The organism is Sphingopyxis sp. C-1 (assembly GCF_001047015.1).
GTDB lineage: Bacteria > Pseudomonadota > Alphaproteobacteria > Sphingomonadales > Sphingomonadaceae > Sphingopyxis.
Genome location: NZ_BBRO01000001.1, coordinates 693,511 through 713,090 on the forward strand (window position 1 = coordinate 693,511; position 19,580 = coordinate 713,090).

Below are 19,580 nucleotides of genomic sequence, written 5' to 3' on the forward strand. Positions count from 1 at the left end.
TCACACGCGGCGCCGCGGGTGATAGGGCGGGGCGATGGCTATCCTCGACGCTTCCAGCCGCCAGTCGGCACTCGACCGGCTTACCGCGCATGCGCCTTTTCTCGCGCGGCTCGCGGACCTCAATCCCGATGATGTCGCCAGCTATCTGCGCGAAGGCACCGATGCAGCGCTGACGGCGGTCGCGCCACCGACGGTCGGCGACGATATCATGCGGACGCTGCGCCAGTGGCGCGGCCGTATGGCGCTGCTGCTTGCGCTCGGCGACCTGTCGGGCGAGCATGATGTCGCGACGACGACGCGGCTTCTGTCGAACTTTGCCGACCAGGCGTGCGACGCGGCGCTTGCGGCGGCTTTCGCCGAACGTGTTCCCGACGAGGAGCCGCGCGGGCTTTCGGTGATCGCGCTCGGCAAGCTCGGTAGCCACGAGCTCAACTACTCGTCGGACATCGACCCGATCCTGATTTTCGATCCGGAGACATTGCCGCGCCGGCAACGCGACGATCCTGGCGAGGCGGCGGTGCGGATCGCGCGGCGGATGACCGAGATATTGTCGGCGCGCACCGGCGACGGCCATGTCCTGCGCGTCGATCTGCGCCTGCGTCCGCATCCGGAGGTGACGCCGATCGTGCTGCCGGTCGATGCGGCGATTTCCTATTATGAATCGGAGGCGCTGGCGTGGGAACAGGCGGCGTTCATCCGCAGCCGCGCGTCGGCCGGCGACCGAGCGCTGGGCGAGCAGTTCCTGTCGGCGATCCAACCTTTCATCTGGCGTCGCAGCCTCGATTTCCGGCAGCTCAAGGAAATCGGTGCGATGAGCGACCGGATCCGCGACCATTTCGCGCAGGGGCAGGCATTCGGCCCGGGCTTTGACCTGAAGCGCGGGCGCGGCGGCATCCGCGAGATCGAGTTTTTCGCTCAGGTCCATCAGCTCATCTATGGCGGGCGCGATCCCTCGCTGCGCGTGCCTGCGACGGTCGATGCGCTAGCAGCGCTGGCAGCGGCGGGCCGGATCGAGCCTGAGGATGCGGCCCGCCTTTCGGGCCATTATGCGACGCTCCGCCGCATCGAACATCGATTGCAAATGATCGAGGACCAGCAGACGCATAGCCTGCCGACGCAGGGGGCGGCTCTCGACTGCGTCGCACAGCTCGATGGCGAGGCCGATGGTGCGGCGCTGCTCGCGATGCTTGAACCCGTCGTGGCGGACGTCGGCACCTGTTACGACCGGCTGGTCGCGGAGCGCGCGGTGACCACCGGCCTTCCGCGCGACGAGGACAGCCTTGCGGCGCAGTTGGCCGCAGCGGGGTTCGACCCGCCCGATGCCGCGGTGCGCACGATCGCCGAATGGCGCGGCGGAAAGCTGCGCGCGCTGCGCAGCCCGGCGGCGCTCGACGCGCTCGAGACGATGCTGCCCGAACTGATCAAGGCGCTGGGCGCGGCACCCGATCCGCAAGCGACGCTGACGCGCTTCGACAAGCTTGTTGCGGGGTTGCCGAGTGCGATAAACTTCTTTCATCTGCTCGCTGCGCAGCCGGCTCTGGCGCGGATCGCGACGCGGATATTGTCGCTCGCCCCGACGCTCGCCGACGCGCTCGGCACTCGCGTCGAGCTGATCGAGGGGCTGATCGATCAGCGTGCTTTCGATGCGCCGGCCAACAAGGAGCAACTGACTGCCGAATGGGGGCCGGGGCTGGCTGCGCTCGATTATGAGCGGTTGCTCGACCGGGTGCGCGATCATGTCGGCGAACGGCGCTTCGCTTATGGTGCGCAGCTCGTGGCGGGCGCGACCGACCCGCTGACGATCGCCTGCGGCTATTCGGAGCTTGCCGAAGCGGCGCTGCAGGTGCTCGCCGACGCGACCGTGGCCGAATTCGTCGCGGCGCACGGCCGCGTCCCCGACAGCGAACTCGTCGTGCTCGCGCTCGGCCGGCTCGGTGGCCGGGCGCTGACGCACGCGTCGGACCTTGACCTCATCTACCTCTTCACCGGCGACCATCTCGCCGAATCCGACGGGCCGCGCCCGCTTGGTGCGACGACCTATTATAACCGCCTTGCGCAGCGCGTGACGGGTGCGATGTCGGTGCCGACCGCAGCGGGCAAGCTGTACGATGTCGATACGCGGCTGCGTCCGCAAGGCGCGCAGGGCCCCCTGGTGGTGACGGTCGACAGTTTCGAACGCTACCAGCGCGAGGAAGCATGGACGTGGGAGCATATGGCGCTGCTGCGCGCGCGGCCGGTTTATGGCTCGGACGCGGCGAAGACCGAGGTGCAGCGCATTGTCGACGAACTGCTCTCGATTCCGCGGGACGCGGCGAAGCTCGCGGCCGACGCCGCCGAAATGCGGAGCAAAATTGCGGCGCACAAGCCGCCGCAGGGGCCGCTCGACATAAAGGGCGGCCCCGGGGGGCTCGTCGACCTGGAATTTGCAATGCAGGTGACCCAGCTCGTCAGCGGCCAGTGCCACGATCCGAACATCTCGGCAGCACTCGGGTGCATGAAAGCGGCCGGGCTCGCCCCGCCCGAGCTGGTCGACGCGCACGGCTTGCTCGCGCGGATGCTGGTGATGCTTCGTCTCACCGCGCCTGAGGGAGAGCCGCCGACCGCGGCGGCGCGGCAGTTGGTGGCGAGCCAGTGCGGTGAGCCCGGCTGGCCGCAACTGCTTGCCGCGCACGACGCCGCGCGGCAGGAGATCGCGAACTGGTGGGCCTCGATTCGCCCCGCAAAGCAGGAGACAAAGCCGTGACCCTCGCAATCGGAGATGCCATTCCCGCCGTGAAATTATTGGATGCCGATGGCGCGGCGATCGACCTTGCAGCGATGAAGGGCGCTCCGCTCGTCGTCTATTTCTATCCCAAGGCCGACACGCCGGGTTGCACGACCGAGGCGCAGGATTTTACGCGCCTAGCGCCCGAATTTGCGCATCTGAACGCGCAGGTTCTTGCCGTATCGCGCGACGCCCCGGCGAAGCTCTGCAAGTTTCGCGACAAATATGGGCTGACCGTCCGCCTCGCATCCGATGAAGAGGGGGCGGTGTGCGAAGCCTTTGGCACTTGGGTCGAAAAGCAGAATTACGGCCGCACCTATATGGGAATCGAGCGCTCGACCTTCCTATTTGGCCGCGACGGCAAGCTCGCGAAAGAATGGCGCAAGGTGCGTGTGAAGGGCCATGCCGACGCCGTGCTGGAGGCCGCAAAGGCCCTTTGATGAACTCGCTGGGTGAAGCCGCGCGGGCGGTCCTGCTGACGCCGGACCCACACGACAAGCGCCGCGCGGCACGCGGCCTGGCGCGGGCATGGCGGCAGGGTCTGCTCGCGCATCGCTGCGACACGCCGATGCCCGACCAGCCCGCATGGCCCGCCGCGCCCGAACTGCTCCCGCCGAACCGGATGCCGAAGCGCGGCAGGGGCGGTTCCGAGCGTGGGCGCATCGCGCTGCTCCATGCGCTCGCGCATATCGAGTTCGTCGCGATCGATCTTGCGGTCGATCTGGTTGGCCGGTTCGGTGATCAATTTCCGCGGCAGTTCGTCGACGACTGGATCGGGGTGGCGGCCGACGAGGCGATGCATTTTGCGTTGCTCGACCGGCGGCTCCGCCAGCTCGGGAGTCATTATGGCGCGCTACCTGCACATGCCGGATTGTGGGAATCGGCCGAATCCACCGCCGATGACGTGCTAGCGCGGCTTGCGATCGTGCCAATGGTCCTTGAAGCGCGGGGTCTCGACGTCACGCCGTCGACCGTGGAACGCTTCCGCGCTGTGGGCGACGAGACCTCGGCGAAGATTTTATCACGCATTTACAACGATGAAATTCGCCATGTGACCGCCGGCACAGTCTGGTTTCGGCGAAAGTGCGATGAAATGGGATTCAACGTCGTCGAAACGTGGCACGCCCTAGTAAAATCGCGCTTTCGGGGCAGTTTGAAGCCACCGTTCAACGACTCGGCGCGCCACGACGCCGGTTTAACGCAAGAATTCTACGCCGTTATTGCTTCGTAAGGATTGGAACAGCACACAGGCTTCCGCGGGGGATGAGCAATCATCCAAACCAAGAAACACCGGCGCCAAGGCCCATCTACGGACTTTGGCGACATGGCAAACGCGGGGTCGTCGTTTTGATTAACACTCTTCTGGCGCAGAAGTTGCACCAAGTCGCAATCGTCTGCGCGGCAGCATGTTTCGGACTGGCCACCCCGGCCGTCCACGCCGCCGAAACCAGCGCCGATGCTAGCATTGTCGTTCCCGACGAACCCGATGACGACAGCTTTACCGCTGGCGTTCCGTCGGCCGGTGAAGACAGTGAAGCCCGCGCAATTTTTCAGGCGTGGAAGCGCCTCGACACCGGTCTGACCGCCTCGATCGGCGTTGCAGTGCCTTCGCGTCGCCCGATTGACCAGATGTCGCTGTCCTCGTCGTATGGCATGCGCGTCCACCCGGTTACCGGCAAGGTCGCCCGCCACAACGGCATCGACATTCCGGCGCCGCACGGCACCCCGATTTACGCGACCGCCGACGGCATCGTCGGCCGCGCCCAGCGCCTCGGCGGCTATGGCAACTATGTCGAAGTCGAGCATGGCAACGCGATCCAGACGCGCTACGGCCACATGTCGTCGTACATCGTGACCCCCGGTCAGTCGGTGAAGAAGGGTCAGGTCCTCGGTTATGTCGGGTCGACCGGCCGTTCGACCGGCAACCACCTCCATTATGAAGTCCGCATCGAAGGCGCGCCGGTCAATCCGATGCCGTTCGTGCGGTCGGACCAGATGGCGATCGCTGCAATCACCGGCAAGAATGTCGCGATGGGCGGTCCCGAATAACAAGCTTTCCTGGGTCGGAGAGGAGGGGCGCCAGGCGGGTCAACCGTCGAGGCGCCCTTTTTATTTGGGCACAAGGCTCCTATCTAATGATCATGGCAACGCAGCTTTCCGAAATCACCCTGTCGTCGGCCGCCGCGGCGCGCGTCCGCTGGATCGCTGATCGTAAGGGCGAGGCCGATGCGGCGCTCCGCCTCGCTGTCGATGGCGGTGGCTGTTCGGGCTTCACCTATCGCTTCGGCCTTGCCGAGGGGATCGATGCCGATGACATCGTCACAGAGACTGACGGCGTGAAGCTGGTGGTCGACCCGATCAGCATCGACCTTGTGCGCGGCTGCATCGTCGATTTCGTCGATTCGCTCGGTGGGTCGTCTTTCAAGGTGGAAAACCCCAATGCGGCTTCGGGTTGCGGTTGCGGATCCAGCTTCTCGATCTGACGCCTTTCACAGCGGCGTGCTTGCTGGCATAGCGAGCCAATGAAAATCGCGACCTTCAATATCAACGGGATCAAGGCCCGTCTGCCGCGCCTCGTCGAATGGCTCGAGGAAACGCAGCCCGATATCGCCTGCCTGCAGGAACTGAAATCGAGCGACGAGACGATGCCGACGAAAGAGATCGAGGCGGCGGGCTATGGCTTCCTCTATCATGGGCAAAAAGGCTTCAACGGCGTCGCGATTCTCGCCAAGGGTACGCAGCCGGTCGAAACGCAACGCGGGCTCGCGGGCGAGGCGGAAGACGAACAGTCACGCTATCTGGAGGCCGACATCCATGGCCTCCGCGTCGCGTCGATCTATCTTCCCAACGGCAACCCGCAGCCGGGGCCGAAATTCGACTACAAGCTGCGCTGGATGGAGCGGCTGCGCGAGCGCGCGAAATTCCTGCTCGCGAGTGAAATCCCGACAATCCTGACCGGCGATTACAATGTCATCCCGCACGACGACGATGTGTGGGACCCGCGTGCTATGTCGACCGACGCGCTGATGCAGCCCGAATCGCGCGATGCATATTTTCGGATGCTCGGCGACGGCTGGACCGACGCGATCCGCAGCCGCCATCCGGCGGGCGGCGTGTGGACCTTCTGGGACTATCAGGCGGGCGGCTGGCAGCGCGACCACGGGTTTCGCATCGACCATCTGCTGCTCAGCCCCGCGCTCGCCGACCGGCTGGTCGACGCCGGCGTCGACAAGGATCATCGCGGTCGCGAAAAGGCGAGCGACCATGCACCAACCTGGGCCATGCTCGACTAGCGCTCAAGCGTCGGGATAAAGCGTCGTCATCACTCGCTTCGGGTCGAGCGCATAATGATGCGCGACCGCTCCGGCGATCACGCTTTCGAGGCTGCGCGTCGGCTTGAGGTCGCGGCCGTCGTAACGTGCTGCGACGCCCAGGCCTGGCCAATCGGCCGATACCTTGCCGCCCGCCGCCAGCCCGCCGCCGAGCAGCATCGCGGTCGAAGCGGTGCCATGATCGGTGCCGCCGGTACCGTTGATTTCGACCGTGCGGCCGAATTCGGTCGCGACGATGACGAGCGTGTCGTTCCACGCAGGTCCGATGCCGGTTTGCAACGCACCGACGAGTTGATCGAGCCCGCGAAGCTGCGCCGCAAGCCGGCCGCGCTGGCCGCTGTGCGTGTCCCAGCCGCCGGTTTCGACCATCATCACGCGCGCTCCATCGGCGGGGAGCATCAGCGAGGCAGCGAGCTTGCCGAGTTCGGCGCCGTTGCGGCCATTATTGCCCCCGATGTCGCTCGCGAGTTCCTGGGTCTTCACGGCGCTGTCCCATAACGGATGGAGCAGCGGATCGTCGGCGTAGAGCGCGGTCAGCCGCGCCACCAGGTCGGCGTCGGCCTGCGGCAGGCGGCTGGGGGCATAGGTCCCGACCTGCAATGGCCCGCGCAGCGCAAGCGGGACGGCGGGGGCGATCGCGATCGCGTCGCGCTCGGCTGCCGGGAGCAGGGTGAGCAAGCGTCCGACCCAACCGTCGTCCCGCCCATAGGGTCGCGATCCGCCGCCCTCGAGCATATTCTGCCCGTCGAAATGCGACCGGTCGCGATAACCGGTGGCAACTGCGTGCGCGAAATGCGCATGTTTGCGCGAATAGAGACCTGCGGTTGCGGCCAGTGCCGGGTGCAGCGTGAACATGGCGTCGAGTTTCGCGCCGTCCGCTGTTTCGTCGGCCATCGCGCGCCGTGCCGCGGCAAAGCCGGGATCTCCGGTCGGCGCGACGATCCCTAGGCCGTCAGCGGCGCCGCGCTGGATGATGAAGACGAGGCGTTTCGGCGTCCCTGCGGCGGCATAGGCGAAGCGGGGCAAGGTGCCCGCGGCGGCGACTGTGATCCCTGACAGGATGATCGAGCGGCGTGAGAGGATCATCGTCTATCTCCGCAAAAAGGCCGGGCTGGCGAACAGCATCGCGATGCCCCGTCCCGGACTGTCGGCCCGCGCGATCGCCTGCGTCATGTCGGGGGTAAGCGCGTCGGCGAGGATGAGCGGGGCGAGTTGGCGGGGATCGGCGCGATCACCGATCCGTCCGGCGATCCGGCTCGCCAATTCGACCCGCTGCATCAGTGCGGCCGACCCTGCCCATGTTGCGACTTTGTCGTCATAGCCCGCGGGCGACCCGGGGCGCCACACGGGCTGGCCAAGTTGGGTGAACATCGCGGCGATATTCTGCCGCTCGCCGAGAGCCGGTGCCTTCAACGCTCGCAGCATCGACACAGTCCAGTCCCATGGCGATTTGAACATCGCGGGTGCCGCCGCCCACGGTTCGGGCGAGGCAATGAGCGTGCGGTATAGCGAACGGAGGTCGCCGCCGGTCATGAGGAAGTCGGCCGACAGCCGATCCACCAGTGCCGCCGGCGGCTCGTCTGCCGTGAAATGACGCGCCAGCTTGGCAGCGATATGCTTCGCGGTCGCGGGATGAACGGCGAGGTCGCGCAGAATGGCTTCGGCTTGCCGGGCACCCGAGTCGTCGTATCGCTTGCCGAGGATCGTCTGTGCGCCGGGTTCGTGGAGTGCGCCGATGAAGACCGTCTCGCCGGGGCGCGCGTCGGCGGGCATCAGGCGCTGTCCTGCACCGCGCCCAAGGCCCGCGACGGTAAGGCCAGTGAGTGCCTTCGCAAAAGCCGTTACGTCGGTTTGGGTATAGCCGGCGCGGACGCCGAGCGTGTGCAGTTCCAGTATCTCGCGCGCGAGATTCTCGTTGAGCCCCGGCGCCTGCCGTTTGCCCCGGTTTCGCACGCGTGTCGCAAACGGGCTGTCGGGACCGAAACTCTGCGCTTGATCGAGATAGAGCAGCATTGCGGGATGACGCACAGCGGAGATGAGCAGGTCGGCGAATTTGCCCATGATATTCGGACGGATCGCTTCATTCTCATAATTTCCAGCGAATCCGATGACGGTCTGCTTGTCCGCCGAAACCGCGAAATGATTCGCCCAGAAATGGACGAGCCGCTCGGGGAAGGGGGTTGACGTCGCGACCGCGGCGGACAGGCGCGCGGCGCTCGCATCGACATAGTGGCGGCGGATCGCCGAGCGGGAGAGGCGGCGGAGTTCGGGGGCCATGCCCTTTTCCTCCTCGCTCATCGGCATGTCGGCCGCTTCGCGGCGTATCGCCTGTCGTTCGTCGCGATATTCGACATAGGCGGCAGCGACCGCGTCGCGCCCCGCCAATCCTGCGAGCGCGGGTGGTGCGGGATCATAGTCGACGATTTGGCGCGTCAGCCAAGCCCGGGGATCGGCGATTGCGGGATCGTCGAACCGGCGGCCGAGGCCGAAGCGGTTAGTGGCAAGATATTGGACAGCCATGACAAAGCCTTTCCGCGCCCCAAACGCATCATGGCCGCTATTTGTCGCAAAGCTGTCCCGCGGTCAGAGTGATTTGTCGTAAATCTGGTACACGCGATTGACCTTGGCCTCGATGGCGTCGGCCACGGCGTTCATCCCCTGATTGTCGTCGAGCACCCAGCCGATATCGCCGCGCTTGGTGCCATAATCGGCGACCGCGTCGCGGCGAATATATTCGATCATCATGAAGGCGAGCGTGCTCGCCATCCGGCTGTTTTGCAGCTTTTTGGCGACGCCCATTAACGGCACGCGCAGGATATGGCTTTGGGGTTTGCGCAGCCACCAGAGCAGGCGTGCCCAGTTGAAGGGCAGCAATGATCCGTCCATGTCGATCAGCAACTGGTTGATGTTCGGCAGCACGATCATGAATGCGACGGGTTCGCCGTCGACTTCGGCGACGCGGATCAGATCCTCGAAGACGATGTCCTTCAGCTTCTTGCCGACATAAGCAATCTCGCTGTCGGTCAGCGGGACAAAGCCCCAATTGTCCGACCATGCATCGTTGAGCAGCCCCATGATAAGCGTCGCTTCGGCGGCGAAGCGACGCTTGTCGACCTTGCGGATGCGGATGCGTGCGTTCTTCTCGCCCGCCGCGACGATGCGGTTGACCAGTGGCGGGAAACCCTCGTTGATCGCGACGTCGTAATTCAGCAGTTGCTTCACCGGTTGATAGCCGGCGCCCTCGACCCAGCCGCGATAGAGCGGGCTGTTGTGCCCCATCATAACCGTCGGCCGGTTGTCGAACCCCTCGATCAGCAGGCCCGGTTCGTCCCAGATCGAAATCGACAGCGGCCCCAATGAGCGGTGCATGCCCTGCGCACGGAGCCAGTCCTCTGCTGCACCGAGCAGGACTTGCGCGGTTGCTTCATCCTCGGCTTCGAGCAAACCCCAATTGCCTGTGCCCGGGCCCATGCCCTGTTCGACGGGCTGCGCGAGCGCCAACTCGTCGATATGCGCCGATATGCGTCCGATCGTGCGGCCGTCGCGCCGCGCGAGGAAAAATTGCGCCTTGCCATGTTCGAACCACGGATTTTTGCCAGGCGTGAGTAGGCCGTAGACCTCGCCCTTCAGCGGCGGCACCCACGCCGGATCACCGCGATTGAGACGAAAGGCAAGCTCGACGAACTCGCGCAAATCCGCCTTGTCCTTAACCGGGTGGATGGTGATCGGGCCGTCCGAATGTCCGCTCATACTGGTTTCCTGAAAAGGGCTTCCTATATTTTGTGGCGACGCATTAGGGCATAGAAATGGCGCTGGCGACCCGCATTCGGCCATTTTGCTGCCATGAAATAATGGTGAAGACACCCGTATGACGACGATCAATCCCCCCGCCGATCGGGTCGCGACCCCCTTCGCACCGTCGGTAACGAAAACTCCCAAGTCGGCGATCGCCGACGATATGGCGATGATCCGCGCGGCTTCGGAGCTGACGCGCGATCTCGTGCAGCCTTCGCCGCGCATTTACTGGACCGATATGCTGGCGTCGGCTTTCATCGGTTATGCAGGCATCGCGGCGGCGATCCTCGCGCCGTCGACGGCCTGGATGCTGGTTGCAGCGGTGATTTCGGTGATTGCGCTCTATCGCGCAGGCAGCTTCATCCACGAACTCACGCATATCCGCAAAAATTCGCTGCCGGGTTTCCGCCTTGGCTGGAACATTCTTGTCGGCGTGCCGATGCTGATCCCGTCATTCATGTACGAGGGCATTCACAGCCTGCACCACAACCGCACCAAATATGGCACGGTCGAAGATCCCGAATATCTGCCGCTCGCGCTGATGAAGCCGTGGACGGTACCGTTGTTCGTCGTGGCCGCGGCCTTCGCGCCGGTTGCGCTCGTCTTTCGCTATGCCGTCCTGACCCCGCTCTCGTTCCTGATCCCGCCGCTGCGCCGGACGGTCGTCGAACGCTATTCAGGGATGATCATCAACCCGCTGTTTCGCCGCAAGCCGCCCGAAGGTGAGTTCCGCCGCCAGTGGGCCTGGCAGGAAGGCGGCGCCTGGGCGTGGTCGACGCTGTTGATTTCCGCGGGCGTTTTTGGCTGGGTGCCGCTGCGCGCGCTGATCATCTTTGGCGCGATCGCTTCGGCGACTCTGGTGCTCAACCAGATCCGCACGCTCGTCGCGCATCTGTGGGAAAATGACGGCGAAGTATTGACCGTGACCGGTCAGTTCCTCGACAGCGTCAACGTCCCGCCGCCGGGCCTGCTGCCCGAGCTTTGGGCACCTGTGGGCTTGCGCTATCATGCGCTCCACCATCTGCTGCCGGGCGTGCCCTATCATTCGCTCGCCGAGGCGCACCGCCGCCTGAAGGATGCGCTGCCCGTGGATTCGCAATATCATGGCGCGAATTACGACAGCCTGCCCAAGCTGGTGATGAACCTTGTCGCCGGCTCGGCGCGCGGCGCCGCGGCGGCCGGGCGCTAGCCGACCTTACGCATAACCGACCCAGCCGCGCCAGGTGAAGGCGGCGTAGAATTGTTCGACGCCGGTGAAACCCGCGGCCCGCAATATCTCTTCGTCGGCTTCGGGGCTGAGCATCGCGACATGCGTCGCAACGGCTTCGCGGCCCTTGGCGACCTGTTCGGGGTCGCCGCCTGAGGCAATGGCATAGGATGCATAGCGGTCCATCCAGCGGTCGCGCTCGCCCGTGCCTTGCGGAAAGCTGCCGTGCGCGGCGACAAATGGTGCGCCGGGCTTCAGGCGGCGGCGGATTTCGGCGGCAGTGCGGATGCGCTCTTCAGTGTCCAGGAAATGGAGCGTGAGCAGACAGGTCGCGCCGTCGAACGGCCCGGTGGGGGCGTCATCGATATAGCCTTCGACCAGCGCGGCGCGATGCGCGTTTGCTCCCATGACCTTGGCGGCAAGATCGAGCATCGGTCCTGCAGGATCGACACCGGTGAAGCGCCAGCCCGGATGCGCTTCGGCCATCGCCTTCATTTCGCTGCCTCCGCCCGCGCCGAGCACGAGGATATGCGCGTCGTCGGCTACACGTTCGGCAAGCAGCAGCCCGGTCATACGGTGGAGGCCGTCGAGGCCGGGGACGAAGCGGCGCGGTCCCTCGGTATAGCGTGCGACCGCCGCCGGGTCCTTGAAGCTATCAAGGAAATGTTGGGCGCCTTCAGCCATGGATATGCTCCTGTAGGGTGGGGGAGGTGGATCGCGCGGCCATGCGCGCGTGGAAATCGGCCGCCAGCGCAGCCAGCGTCACCTCGCCGAAACGCGCGAGCAGCAGTGCCTCGGCTTCCTGAAAGCTGGCGTCGAGCGCGGCGTTGACCGCCTGTTCGACAAGGCAGCCGGGCGCCTCGGTGCGGTTGCCCATCGCCATCAGGCTCGGCTGACCGATCGCGACATAGACGTCGCGCATCGTGATGTCGGCAAGATCGCGCGCGGTCGTCCAACCGCCGCCATGGCCCTTTTCGCTATGGACAAAACCCGCCCGACGCAGTCCGCCTAGAATACGCCTGACGACCACAGGATGCGTCTGCATGGCTTTCGCGAGCTGGTCCGACGTCATCGGCGCGCGATGCTCGGCCATATGGAGGAGGACGTGGAGCACGCCCGAGAGTCGGCTGTCGCGTTTCATGCAACTTTAAATAGTACGTGAAACGACGCCGTCAACCCCGGGGGTTGATCGCTCGGCGTGGCGCTGTTAGGTCCGGCGACGATGACCAACGACCGATCCACCCGATTCAAGGCGTATTGGCGCTCCTTTACATAGGAGCGGCATGGCATCACCTGTGACCATCGCCGCCGTGTCCGGAAGGCGAATGGTTGTCATCACATCATCAGACCAGAACCCCCCGGGTACGGCGCGCGCTTTTTGAAGAAGACGCGACATGACCGATACTTTGCTTGCCCTGTCGACCGACCATTGCCGCATCACGCCGCTCTTTGCCGATGATGCGCGCGCGCTGGCCGCGATCACCGACGAGACGGTGACCTCGCGGGTCCATTTCTTGCCCGCACCTTTCACCGAAGCCGATGCCCGCGCGTTGATCGCGGGATCGGGCGGCGGTGACGTATTCCACGCGGTACGCGACGAAAGCGGCCTCGACCTTAACGGCGTGATCGGCGTGCATCGCCGTTTGGGGCAGGAGTATGAGATCGGCTATTGGTTCGCGGCGCGCGTGCGCGGCAAGGGCATCGCGACCGAGGCGGTGCGTGCGGTGATTGAGGCGCTCGCCGCATCACGGCCGGGCTGCTCGATCGTTGCCGAATGCCATCCCGATAATGAACATTCGCGCGCGCTGCTGCGCCGGATCGGCTTTGTCTCGACCGGCCGGCCCGGAAAACGTCCGGGACGGATGCTGATGATGTGGCGCGCGGCCCCGGCTTATCGCATCGACGTCTGCTGATCGGGATCGGTCGAGGCGACCTCCTCGGTCAACGCCTTGACGATCGCGGCGACCGAGGTCGGGGCGTAGGCAAAGCCCATATGCCCGCAATCGACCTCGACCTGCCGGTCGCTTTCATGCGGAAGCCCTCGTGCGCTGCTCACCGCCACGACGCCGTCATGCTTCGACCACAGCGCGAAGGTCGGCATTTCGGGACGCGGCGCGGGGTGGAAATCGATCGGCGGATTATCGACCGGGTGGCGTGCGATAAGATGATAGAGGCGCCAGGCGCGGTTGGCGCGGCGGCTGCCCGAAAAGGGCGAACCGAGCGTGACGACGCGCGCCACCTTTTCGGGGTGATGTTTGGCATATTCACGGGCGTAGATGCCGCCAAGGCTCCATCCGACAAGCGCGGGGGCATAGCCGGTGCGGTCGATGATCCACTGCACGCGGGTGTCGATGCGATCGATGATGTCGGCGGTCGCGCCGCGGTTGAAACCGAGGCCCCACGCATAGCAGCGAAAGCCCGATCGGCGAAGGTCGGCGCGCAGCCCCTTCGTCGCCCAGTCGCCCGACAGAAAGCCCGGCAGGATCATCACCGGCGGATGGTCGCTGTCGGGATTGGGTTCGGGCGGCATCGGGCGAATGCGGCCGCCAAGTGCGCGCGCCAACGACCCGATCTCGCGCCACAGCAAGGTCAGCGGCGGTAGCGCGTCGGGGTCGGGAATGCGCGCGGGCCATTCGGCGCGCCGGGTGAGGAAGCCGCGGATCATGGGGGCGATATAGTGATCCTTGGCTTCGGGCGAAAGCGGAACGGCGCTTACCTCTTCGGAACGAGCCTAACGAGCTTGCCATTTTCGCCGTCGGTCAGCAGCCAGACCGACCCGTCGTCGCGCACCTCGACCTCGCGGATGCGCTCGCGGAAGTCCCAGCGGTCGGACTTATGGAGCGTGTCGCCATCGATCTGCATACGAACGAGCCCCGCGCCCGACAGCGCCCCCATCAGCAGGCTGTTTTTCCAGCCCGGGTAAAGGTCGCCATTGTACCACACGAGTCCCGCGGGCGAGACCGACGGGTTCCACCACAGCTTGGGCGCCGCAAATTCGGGGCGCGTCGGATGGTCGGGAATATCCTTGCCGTCATAATGATCGCCGTTCGACACGATCGGATAGCCGTAATTGGCCTTGGCCTCGACCAGATTGACCTCGTCGCCGCCCTTCGGCCCCATCTCCTGATTCCAGAGCTTGCCGGTGCCGTCGAAGGCGAGTCCCAGGATATTGCGGTGGCCGAGCGACCAGATTTGCGCGGTCACCCCGCCCTGATCGGCGAAGGGATTATCGGCGGGAATGCTGCCGTCGGGATTGAGACGAAGGATCTTGCCGAGATTGGCGTTCATATCCTGCGCGGGATCGAATTTCTGACGCTCGCCCGACCCGATGAACAGATATTTGCCGTCGGGCGAGAAGGCGAGGCGGTGCGAATAATGGCCGCGGCCGGGCACCTTGGGGTCCTGTTTCCAGATGATTTGCAGCCCCTCGAGCCGCGGTGCTGCGCCTTGCACCAGCTTTGCCCTTGCCACGACGGCGCCGAAGGTGTCGCCGGTGCCGGCCTCGGCCCAGCTCAGATAAATAACGCCGCTGGTCGCGAAGTCGGGCGCGACGATTACGTCCCCGAATCCACCCTGACCGCCATAGGCGACCGCGGGCACGCCGGCGACATCCTGCGTCGGACCATTCTCCTGCCACAGTTTGAGCTTGCCCGACCTTTCAGTGACGAGAGCGGCGCGGGTTCCGGGCACGAAAGTCATCGCCCAGGGCTCGTTGAAGCTCGCGACTTCCTTCACCGTGAAGGGCGCGTCGGCGAGCGGCGTCGCGGGCTGCGCGCCCGAGGCGTCGAGCTTTGCAGTATCGGCCGGGGCGGCTTCGGTCGATGCCGGGGCGGCCGAACAGGCGGCGACGGCCAGCGCAAAAATGAGGGCAAGATGCGGCAGGTTTTTCATCGAAAGTGGCTCGCTTTGCTTGGGAAGGATGCGTCGTTCTGACGCCCCCGCCGCCGCTTGTCGAGGGCGTATACGATTGTCTCGCCTGTACGGCCGAAGCCCCTAGCGGTTCGCCGCCTCGCGCCGCGCGGTGATCGTCTCGACGCTGTCCATGATTGCGTCGACCGCCTCGCTCGACGGCGGCGCATCGGCGCGTTTTTGCGAGAACTGGCCGCTGTTCATGATCTCCTCGAGCGCGGCGCGCGCACGCGACACGCGGCTTTTCATCGTGCCGAGCGCGCAGTCGCAGATGCTCGCGGCTTCCTCGTAAGACAGGCCGCCGGCGCCGACGAGGATCAGCGCCTCGCGCTGGTCCTGCGGCAATTCCATCAGGCCGCGCTGGAGATCGGCCATCTCGCCGCTATCTTCCTGACTAGCGGGGGTCGACATGGTGCGCTCGACCGCAGTCTCGTCATATTCGCCGACGAACTTGTTGCGGCGCATCTGCGACAGGAAGGTGTTGCGTAGAATTACGAAGGTCCACGCTTTGATCGAGGTGCCGCGCTCGAACCGTTCGCGCGACGCCCATGCCTTGACCATCGTGTCCTGCGTCAGATCGTCGGCGAGGTCGGGATTGCCCGACAGGCTGCGACCATAAGCGCGAAGGTGCGGAATAACGCCCGCGAGCAGCGTCTTGAATTCGCTGTCAGACAGGGTTTCGGCCTGCGGCTGCGAAGCAGCGGCGGTAGTTCCGGTCATTATTGCTTCGGACTTTTCTGATCGAGCTGGGAAAGAAGATCGAGCATATTATCGGGCAGTTTTTCGGCGACGACATTGCCATAAATCATGCGCAGCTTCGCACTCACAGGCTCGGGCGCCTGTCGCCCCGTCAACGTGCGGTGCCACTGGTCGCCGTTCGTCCCGGGAAAGCTTCCTTGCGCACGGCGCGGTGCTTCTGTGCCCGGGGGGAGCGGGGCCTTGCCATTCATCCTATTGTTGCCTTGCGTAGCCATGCGGGAGCAACGATGAAGAAGCCCGCTGGTTCCACGCATTCTATTTTTTGCGACGAACGCGTTGCCAATAAATCACACTAGCCTTAAGCAACGTCATGTGAGGGGTCACACTTCGCCGGGCATATGTCGAAGGCAGAGGAGGTGGCCGGTGCTTTCCATTACTTGTGCATCTGTGCCTCCGGGCCACATCGCGGCCACGGGTGGCTCGCGGCCAAGGACCGGATCGATGCCGGGAACGGAAGGAAGTTTGCCAACTTCATACCTCTGGGCCGATGCCCGTATGTCCGGTGATCGGCGGGGCGCTTGCATTGCAAGGTCGAGGCGCTAAGCCGGTTGGAACTCGATTAACCCCTGCCAGGCAAAGGCCATTTTTATCAGCGACGTAATGCCCGAACCGCTCGACGATGCCAGCTTCAAGCGAGAACTCGCGGCGATGCTGCCGCATCTTCGCGCGTTTGGGCGCAGTCTGACGGGTAATGCCGACCTCGCCGACGATCTGGTTCAGGAAACGATGCTGAAGGCCTGGAAAGCGCGCGCGCAATATGTGCCCGGGCCCGCCAGCATGAAAAGCTGGGCTTTCGTCATCCTGCGCAATTGTTTCCTGTCGCAGATGCGGCGCAAGAAATTCACCGCCGAATATGACGAGATGGCGGCCGAGCGATTGCTTGTCGCGCCCGACGATCAGGACGACAGCCTCCACCTTGCCGACGTGCAGCGTGCGCTGATGATGCTACCCGTCGACCAGCGCGAGGCGCTGGTGTTGATCGGCGCAGGGCAGCTTTCTTATGAAGAGGGCGCCGAGATTTGCGGTTGCGCGGTCGGCACGATGAAAAGCCGCGTATCGCGCGGCCGTGCGGCGCTTCAGACGATATTGGAAAGCGGCGAAATGCCGCGGCGTAGCACCGACGTAATGCCGTCGAGCGAGGCATTTCGAACGATCATGGACAATGTCGACCAGCTGACTGGGAGCGGGCCCGCCGGAGACTGAGATCGCCCCGGCAAAGCCCTCCCGCAGGTGGTATTATAGCTGGACGGCCTATGCCGCGAGTTGCGGCGTGAAGAGCAGGCTCTGACTGATCGCTGCGCGCACCGTGTTTTCGCGAAACGGTTTCGAGATGAGGAAGGTCGGCTCGACCCGGCCACCAGTGAGCAGTCTTTCGGGAAAAGCGGTGATGAAGATTGCGGGGACTGGGGCGATCGCCAATATATCCTGCACCGCATCAATACCCGACGATCCGTCCGCGAGTTGGATGTCGGCAAGGACGAGCCCTGCATCCGTATCCTCGAACGCCGCGACCGCGTCCTCGTGCGTCGTTGCGATTCCTGCGACGCGATGGCCAAGATCGCGCACAATCTGTTCGAGTTCCATGGCGATCAACGGTTCGTCTTCGATGATCAGCACCGAGGTGCGCGATTCGCGGTCGAGTTCGCCCACCGCATCGGCGAGCAGTGTTTCGACTGTTCGGCTGTCTGCGCCAGTGATCAGCCCGGCTTCCTCGACCGAAAAGCCTTCGAGAGCGGTGAGGAGCAGAACCTGCCGCCCCAGCGGGGTGATCTGAACAAGACGTCGATGTGCGGCGCGGACCAGCGGATGCTCGCCTTCATCACTGTCTTCACCTTCGTCGATATAGGCGCTTTCCCAGATACGGTGAAAATTGCGGTAGAGGTCGATCCGCGCACCGTCGCCGCTGTAGAATTCGTCCGGCGCCGCCACGATGACTTCAAGCGTCGTGTGCACGAAATTGTCGCCATGCTGCTGGCTGCCCGTCAAAGCCCGTGCGTAGCGGCGCAGAAAGGGTAGATGTCCGCGAAGTTCCTCACCCAATGTCATCAAAATTGCTCCCTCTTGAGTGCAGTCATACGCGCCCAGGTCGAGGTCGGTTCCCGCGCGGCGAGGGAAAGCGGCGCGGACGGCTGCAACTTGTCGCGCGCCAAAGCGTAGAGTCTGCCGGGACGCAAAGATGTTGCAGCGTAAGTGAGTGGAATGAAACTACTTTCCTTTTACGAGGCGTGTATGCTTTTACAGGGACCATATTCATGGCAGAGCGGCGCCCCGGGGAATTGAGCGATATGGGGACACCGGAATCGCACGACAGCGAGGGACGGCATTTGGCGGACGGGGGTAACGAAGCTGCAATCGAGGCCGAACGGCTGCGTCTCGACACGCTTCGCGAATATCGGATCATGGATACCGCGCCCGAGGCGGCGTTCGACAGGGTGACGCGAATGGTCGCCGAACTGTTCGACATGCCGATCGCTCTGATATCGCTCGTCGATGATCGCCGTCAGTGGTTCAAATCGGCGTACGGCATCGATACTCGCGAAACGCCGCGCGAATATAGCTTCTGCCCCTACGTCATCGCAAAGGATGCGCCGGTGATGGTCACAGATGCATTGGTCGATCCCCGCTCGCGCGATAATCCGCTCGTGACTGGCAATTTCCATATCCGGTTCTACGCAGGGGTGCCCCTTCGCGCGCACAATGGCGCGATCCTCGGGAGTCTTTGCGTCCTTGATCGCAAGGAGCGCTCCGAGTTGACTGAGGTCGATCTGGCGCGGTTGGAGGATTTCGCTGGGATCATCATGGCCGAGGCGGATTTGCGCCGGATCGGCGCGGAGCGCGACGAAGCGCGTCGCACGCTTGAGCGGGCGCTCGATTTTTCAGGGATAGCAACCTGGCAATATGACCCGCGAACCGACCGGCTGAGCACGCAGGGTGCCGGTGCCGAACTCTGGGGTTCGGGTTTCGAGGCGATACTGGCCACGGGGAACGGTTTTTTCGATCTTGTTCATCCCGACGACCGCGCGGCGCTTCGGACTTTGCTGGAAGAAACGGTCGCCAATCGTACGCCCTATTCGGCCGAATATCGCGTGCTGAATTCGGAACGGGGCGTTCGCTGGAATGCGGTGCGCGGCGATTGGGTCGTGCATTCCGACGATGCGATGTTGACCGGCGTCAGCATCGACATCACCGAGCAGAAAAGCCGGCAGGAAAATGCCAATCTGTTGATGCGCGAGTTGCACCACCGGATGCGAAACCTGTTCGCGACAGTCAGCGCGATCATCTCGTTGACGCGACATGCCGCGCGCGACGTCGATGATTATGTCGATCGGATCAGCAGCCGCCTCGATGCGCTCAACCGCGCGCAGAACGTCCTGCTCAGCTCCAATTTCATGACCGGGTCGATGCACGCGCTGATGCGCGAGGTCGAGGCCGCCTTTCCGCGAGTCCGCTGGTCCGGTCCCGATCTGCTGCTGCCCGAGAATGCGCTTGTCGCGATGGCGCTGCTGTTCAACGAACTCGCGACCAATGCGGTCAAGCATGGCGCGCTGGCGAACGACGAGGGCCGCGTTGTCGTCGATTGGTCGCAGGATTCCGAGGGCAGCGAGCCACGGATATTCCGGCTGACCTGGAGCGAGACCGGGACCCAGGGACTGATCGGGCCGCCCGACCGCACCAGTTTCGGCACGCTGCTGATGGAACGCAGCGTGCGCAACAATCTGGGCGGATCGATCGCACGACGCTGGGAGCCGACGGGGCTGATCGTCGAAATCGCGCTGCCTGCCAAATGGCGTGAGGCATAAACGCGGCAGGGCGA

General features: G+C 64.4%; 20 protein-coding genes. 10 read left to right on the forward strand and 10 right to left on the reverse strand.

The genetic code is table 11. From position 1 onward, the window contains the following. Window positions 1–34: 34 nt before the first annotated feature. The 6 genes from SC1_RS03185 (at window position 35) to xth (ending at window position 6,057) form a co-directional block, all read left to right on the forward strand. Complete coding sequence (locus tag SC1_RS03185; RefSeq protein ID WP_062177467.1) at window positions 35–2,743, forward strand: bifunctional [glutamine synthetase] adenylyltransferase/[glutamine synthetase]-adenylyl-L-tyrosine phosphorylase; 2,709 nt, start codon at window positions 35–37, stop codon at window positions 2,741–2,743. Next, window positions 2,740–3,204, forward strand: a complete 465-nt coding sequence (locus SC1_RS03190) for a peroxiredoxin (RefSeq protein ID WP_193749092.1) — start codon at window positions 2,740–2,742, stop codon at window positions 3,202–3,204. The genes SC1_RS03185 and SC1_RS03190 overlap by 4 nt, the downstream gene beginning before the upstream one ends. After that, window positions 3,204–3,995 carry a ferritin-like domain-containing protein gene (locus SC1_RS03195; RefSeq protein WP_062177470.1) on the forward strand — a complete coding sequence of 264 codons (792 nt, stop codon included), beginning with the start codon at window positions 3,204–3,206 and terminating at the stop codon, window positions 3,993–3,995. The genes SC1_RS03190 and SC1_RS03195 overlap by 1 nt, the downstream gene beginning before the upstream one ends. A gap of 143 nt (window positions 3,996–4,138) precedes the next feature. Continuing rightward, window positions 4,139–4,813 carry a M23 family metallopeptidase gene (locus SC1_RS03200; RefSeq protein WP_238586550.1) on the forward strand — a complete coding sequence of 225 codons (675 nt, stop codon included), beginning with the start codon at window positions 4,139–4,141 and terminating at the stop codon, window positions 4,811–4,813. A 92-nt stretch (window positions 4,814–4,905) separates the two neighbouring features. Next, on the forward strand, window positions 4,906–5,247 hold the full coding sequence (gene erpA / locus SC1_RS03205; RefSeq protein WP_062183503.1) for an iron-sulfur cluster insertion protein ErpA: 342 nt from the start codon (window positions 4,906–4,908) through the stop codon (window positions 5,245–5,247). 39 nt (window positions 5,248–5,286) lie between these two features. Further along, entirely contained in the window at window positions 5,287–6,057 is a 771-nt protein-coding gene (xth, locus tag SC1_RS03210; RefSeq protein ID WP_062177476.1) for an exodeoxyribonuclease III, read from the forward strand. A gap of 3 nt (window positions 6,058–6,060) precedes the next feature. On the opposite strand, the gene SC1_RS03215 is transcribed toward xth, so the two are convergent. The 3 genes from SC1_RS03215 to SC1_RS03225 form a co-directional block, all read right to left on the reverse strand. Then, window positions 6,061–7,182 carry a DUF1501 domain-containing protein gene (locus SC1_RS03215; protein WP_062177479.1) on the reverse strand — a complete coding sequence of 374 codons (1,122 nt, stop codon included), beginning with the start codon at window positions 7,180–7,182 and terminating at the stop codon, window positions 6,061–6,063. A gap of 3 nt (window positions 7,183–7,185) precedes the next feature. Next, window positions 7,186–8,616: a DUF1800 family protein gene (locus tag SC1_RS03220; protein ID WP_062177482.1), complete on the reverse strand. Its 1,431-nt coding sequence runs from the start codon at window positions 8,614–8,616 to the stop codon at window positions 7,186–7,188. Window positions 8,617–8,679: 63 nt separating this feature from the next. Next, the gene (locus tag SC1_RS03225; protein WP_062177485.1) at window positions 8,680–9,846 is read right to left on the reverse strand and encodes a hypothetical protein; all 1,167 of its coding nucleotides are present in this window, start codon (window positions 9,844–9,846) and stop codon (window positions 8,680–8,682) included. Window positions 9,847–9,964: 118 nt separating this feature from the next. Between SC1_RS03225 and SC1_RS03230 the strand changes: the two genes are divergently transcribed. Next, window positions 9,965–11,080, forward strand: a complete 1,116-nt coding sequence (locus SC1_RS03230) for a fatty acid desaturase (RefSeq protein ID WP_062177487.1) — start codon at window positions 9,965–9,967, stop codon at window positions 11,078–11,080. Between the two features lie 6 nt (window positions 11,081–11,086). Here the strand turns inward: SC1_RS03230 and SC1_RS03235 are convergent, their stop codons facing one another. After that, window positions 11,087–11,782 carry a class I SAM-dependent methyltransferase gene (locus tag SC1_RS03235; protein WP_062177491.1) on the reverse strand — a complete coding sequence of 232 codons (696 nt, stop codon included), beginning with the start codon at window positions 11,780–11,782 and terminating at the stop codon, window positions 11,087–11,089. Next, the gene (locus SC1_RS03240; protein WP_062177493.1) at window positions 11,775–12,239 is read right to left on the reverse strand and encodes an Rrf2 family transcriptional regulator; all 465 of its coding nucleotides are present in this window, start codon (window positions 12,237–12,239) and stop codon (window positions 11,775–11,777) included. Before SC1_RS03240 ends, SC1_RS03235 begins: the two co-directional genes overlap by 8 nt. Window positions 12,240–12,492: 253 nt before the next feature. On the opposite strand from SC1_RS03240, the gene SC1_RS03245 reads away from it, so the two are divergent. Next, window positions 12,493–13,011 (forward strand): GNAT family N-acetyltransferase, encoded by a 519-nt coding sequence (locus tag SC1_RS03245; protein ID WP_062177497.1) that lies wholly within the window; start codon window positions 12,493–12,495, stop codon window positions 13,009–13,011. On the opposite strand, the gene SC1_RS03250 is transcribed toward SC1_RS03245, so the two are convergent. From SC1_RS03250 to SC1_RS03265, 4 genes are all read right to left on the reverse strand, one after another. After that, window positions 12,990–13,763 (reverse strand): triacylglycerol lipase, encoded by a 774-nt coding sequence (locus SC1_RS03250; RefSeq protein WP_062177499.1) that lies wholly within the window; start codon window positions 13,761–13,763, stop codon window positions 12,990–12,992. The two genes, SC1_RS03245 and SC1_RS03250, sit on opposite strands and share 22 nt — an antisense overlap. A gap of 47 nt (window positions 13,764–13,810) precedes the next feature. Continuing rightward, window positions 13,811–14,989: a PQQ-dependent sugar dehydrogenase gene (locus SC1_RS03255; RefSeq protein ID WP_062177502.1), complete on the reverse strand. Its 1,179-nt coding sequence runs from the start codon at window positions 14,987–14,989 to the stop codon at window positions 13,811–13,813. A 102-nt stretch (window positions 14,990–15,091) separates the two neighbouring features. Then, complete coding sequence (locus SC1_RS03260; RefSeq protein WP_062177505.1) at window positions 15,092–15,727, reverse strand: sigma-70 family RNA polymerase sigma factor; 636 nt, start codon at window positions 15,725–15,727, stop codon at window positions 15,092–15,094. Next, on the reverse strand, window positions 15,727–16,020 hold the full coding sequence (locus tag SC1_RS03265; protein WP_238586551.1) for a NepR family anti-sigma factor: 294 nt from the start codon (window positions 16,018–16,020) through the stop codon (window positions 15,727–15,729). Before SC1_RS03265 ends, SC1_RS03260 begins: the two co-directional genes overlap by 1 nt. 346 nt (window positions 16,021–16,366) lie before the next feature. Here SC1_RS03265 and SC1_RS03270 point away from each other — a divergent pair, with 346 nt between their 5' ends. Continuing rightward, window positions 16,367–16,969: a sigma-70 family RNA polymerase sigma factor gene (locus SC1_RS03270; RefSeq protein ID WP_062177511.1), complete on the forward strand. Its 603-nt coding sequence runs from the start codon at window positions 16,367–16,369 to the stop codon at window positions 16,967–16,969. Between the two features lie 48 nt (window positions 16,970–17,017). Here the strand turns inward: SC1_RS03270 and SC1_RS03275 are convergent, their stop codons facing one another. Next, complete coding sequence (locus SC1_RS03275) at window positions 17,018–17,812, reverse strand: response regulator (protein ID WP_062177514.1); 795 nt, start codon at window positions 17,810–17,812, stop codon at window positions 17,018–17,020. A 206-nt stretch (window positions 17,813–18,018) separates the two neighbouring features. Here SC1_RS03275 and SC1_RS03280 point away from each other — a divergent pair, with 206 nt between their 5' ends. Next, a complete protein-coding gene (locus SC1_RS03280) occupies window positions 18,019–19,566 on the forward strand; it encodes a sensor histidine kinase (protein ID WP_062177517.1) in 1,548 nt (515 codons plus the stop codon). Window positions 19,567–19,580: the final 14 nt, after the last annotated feature.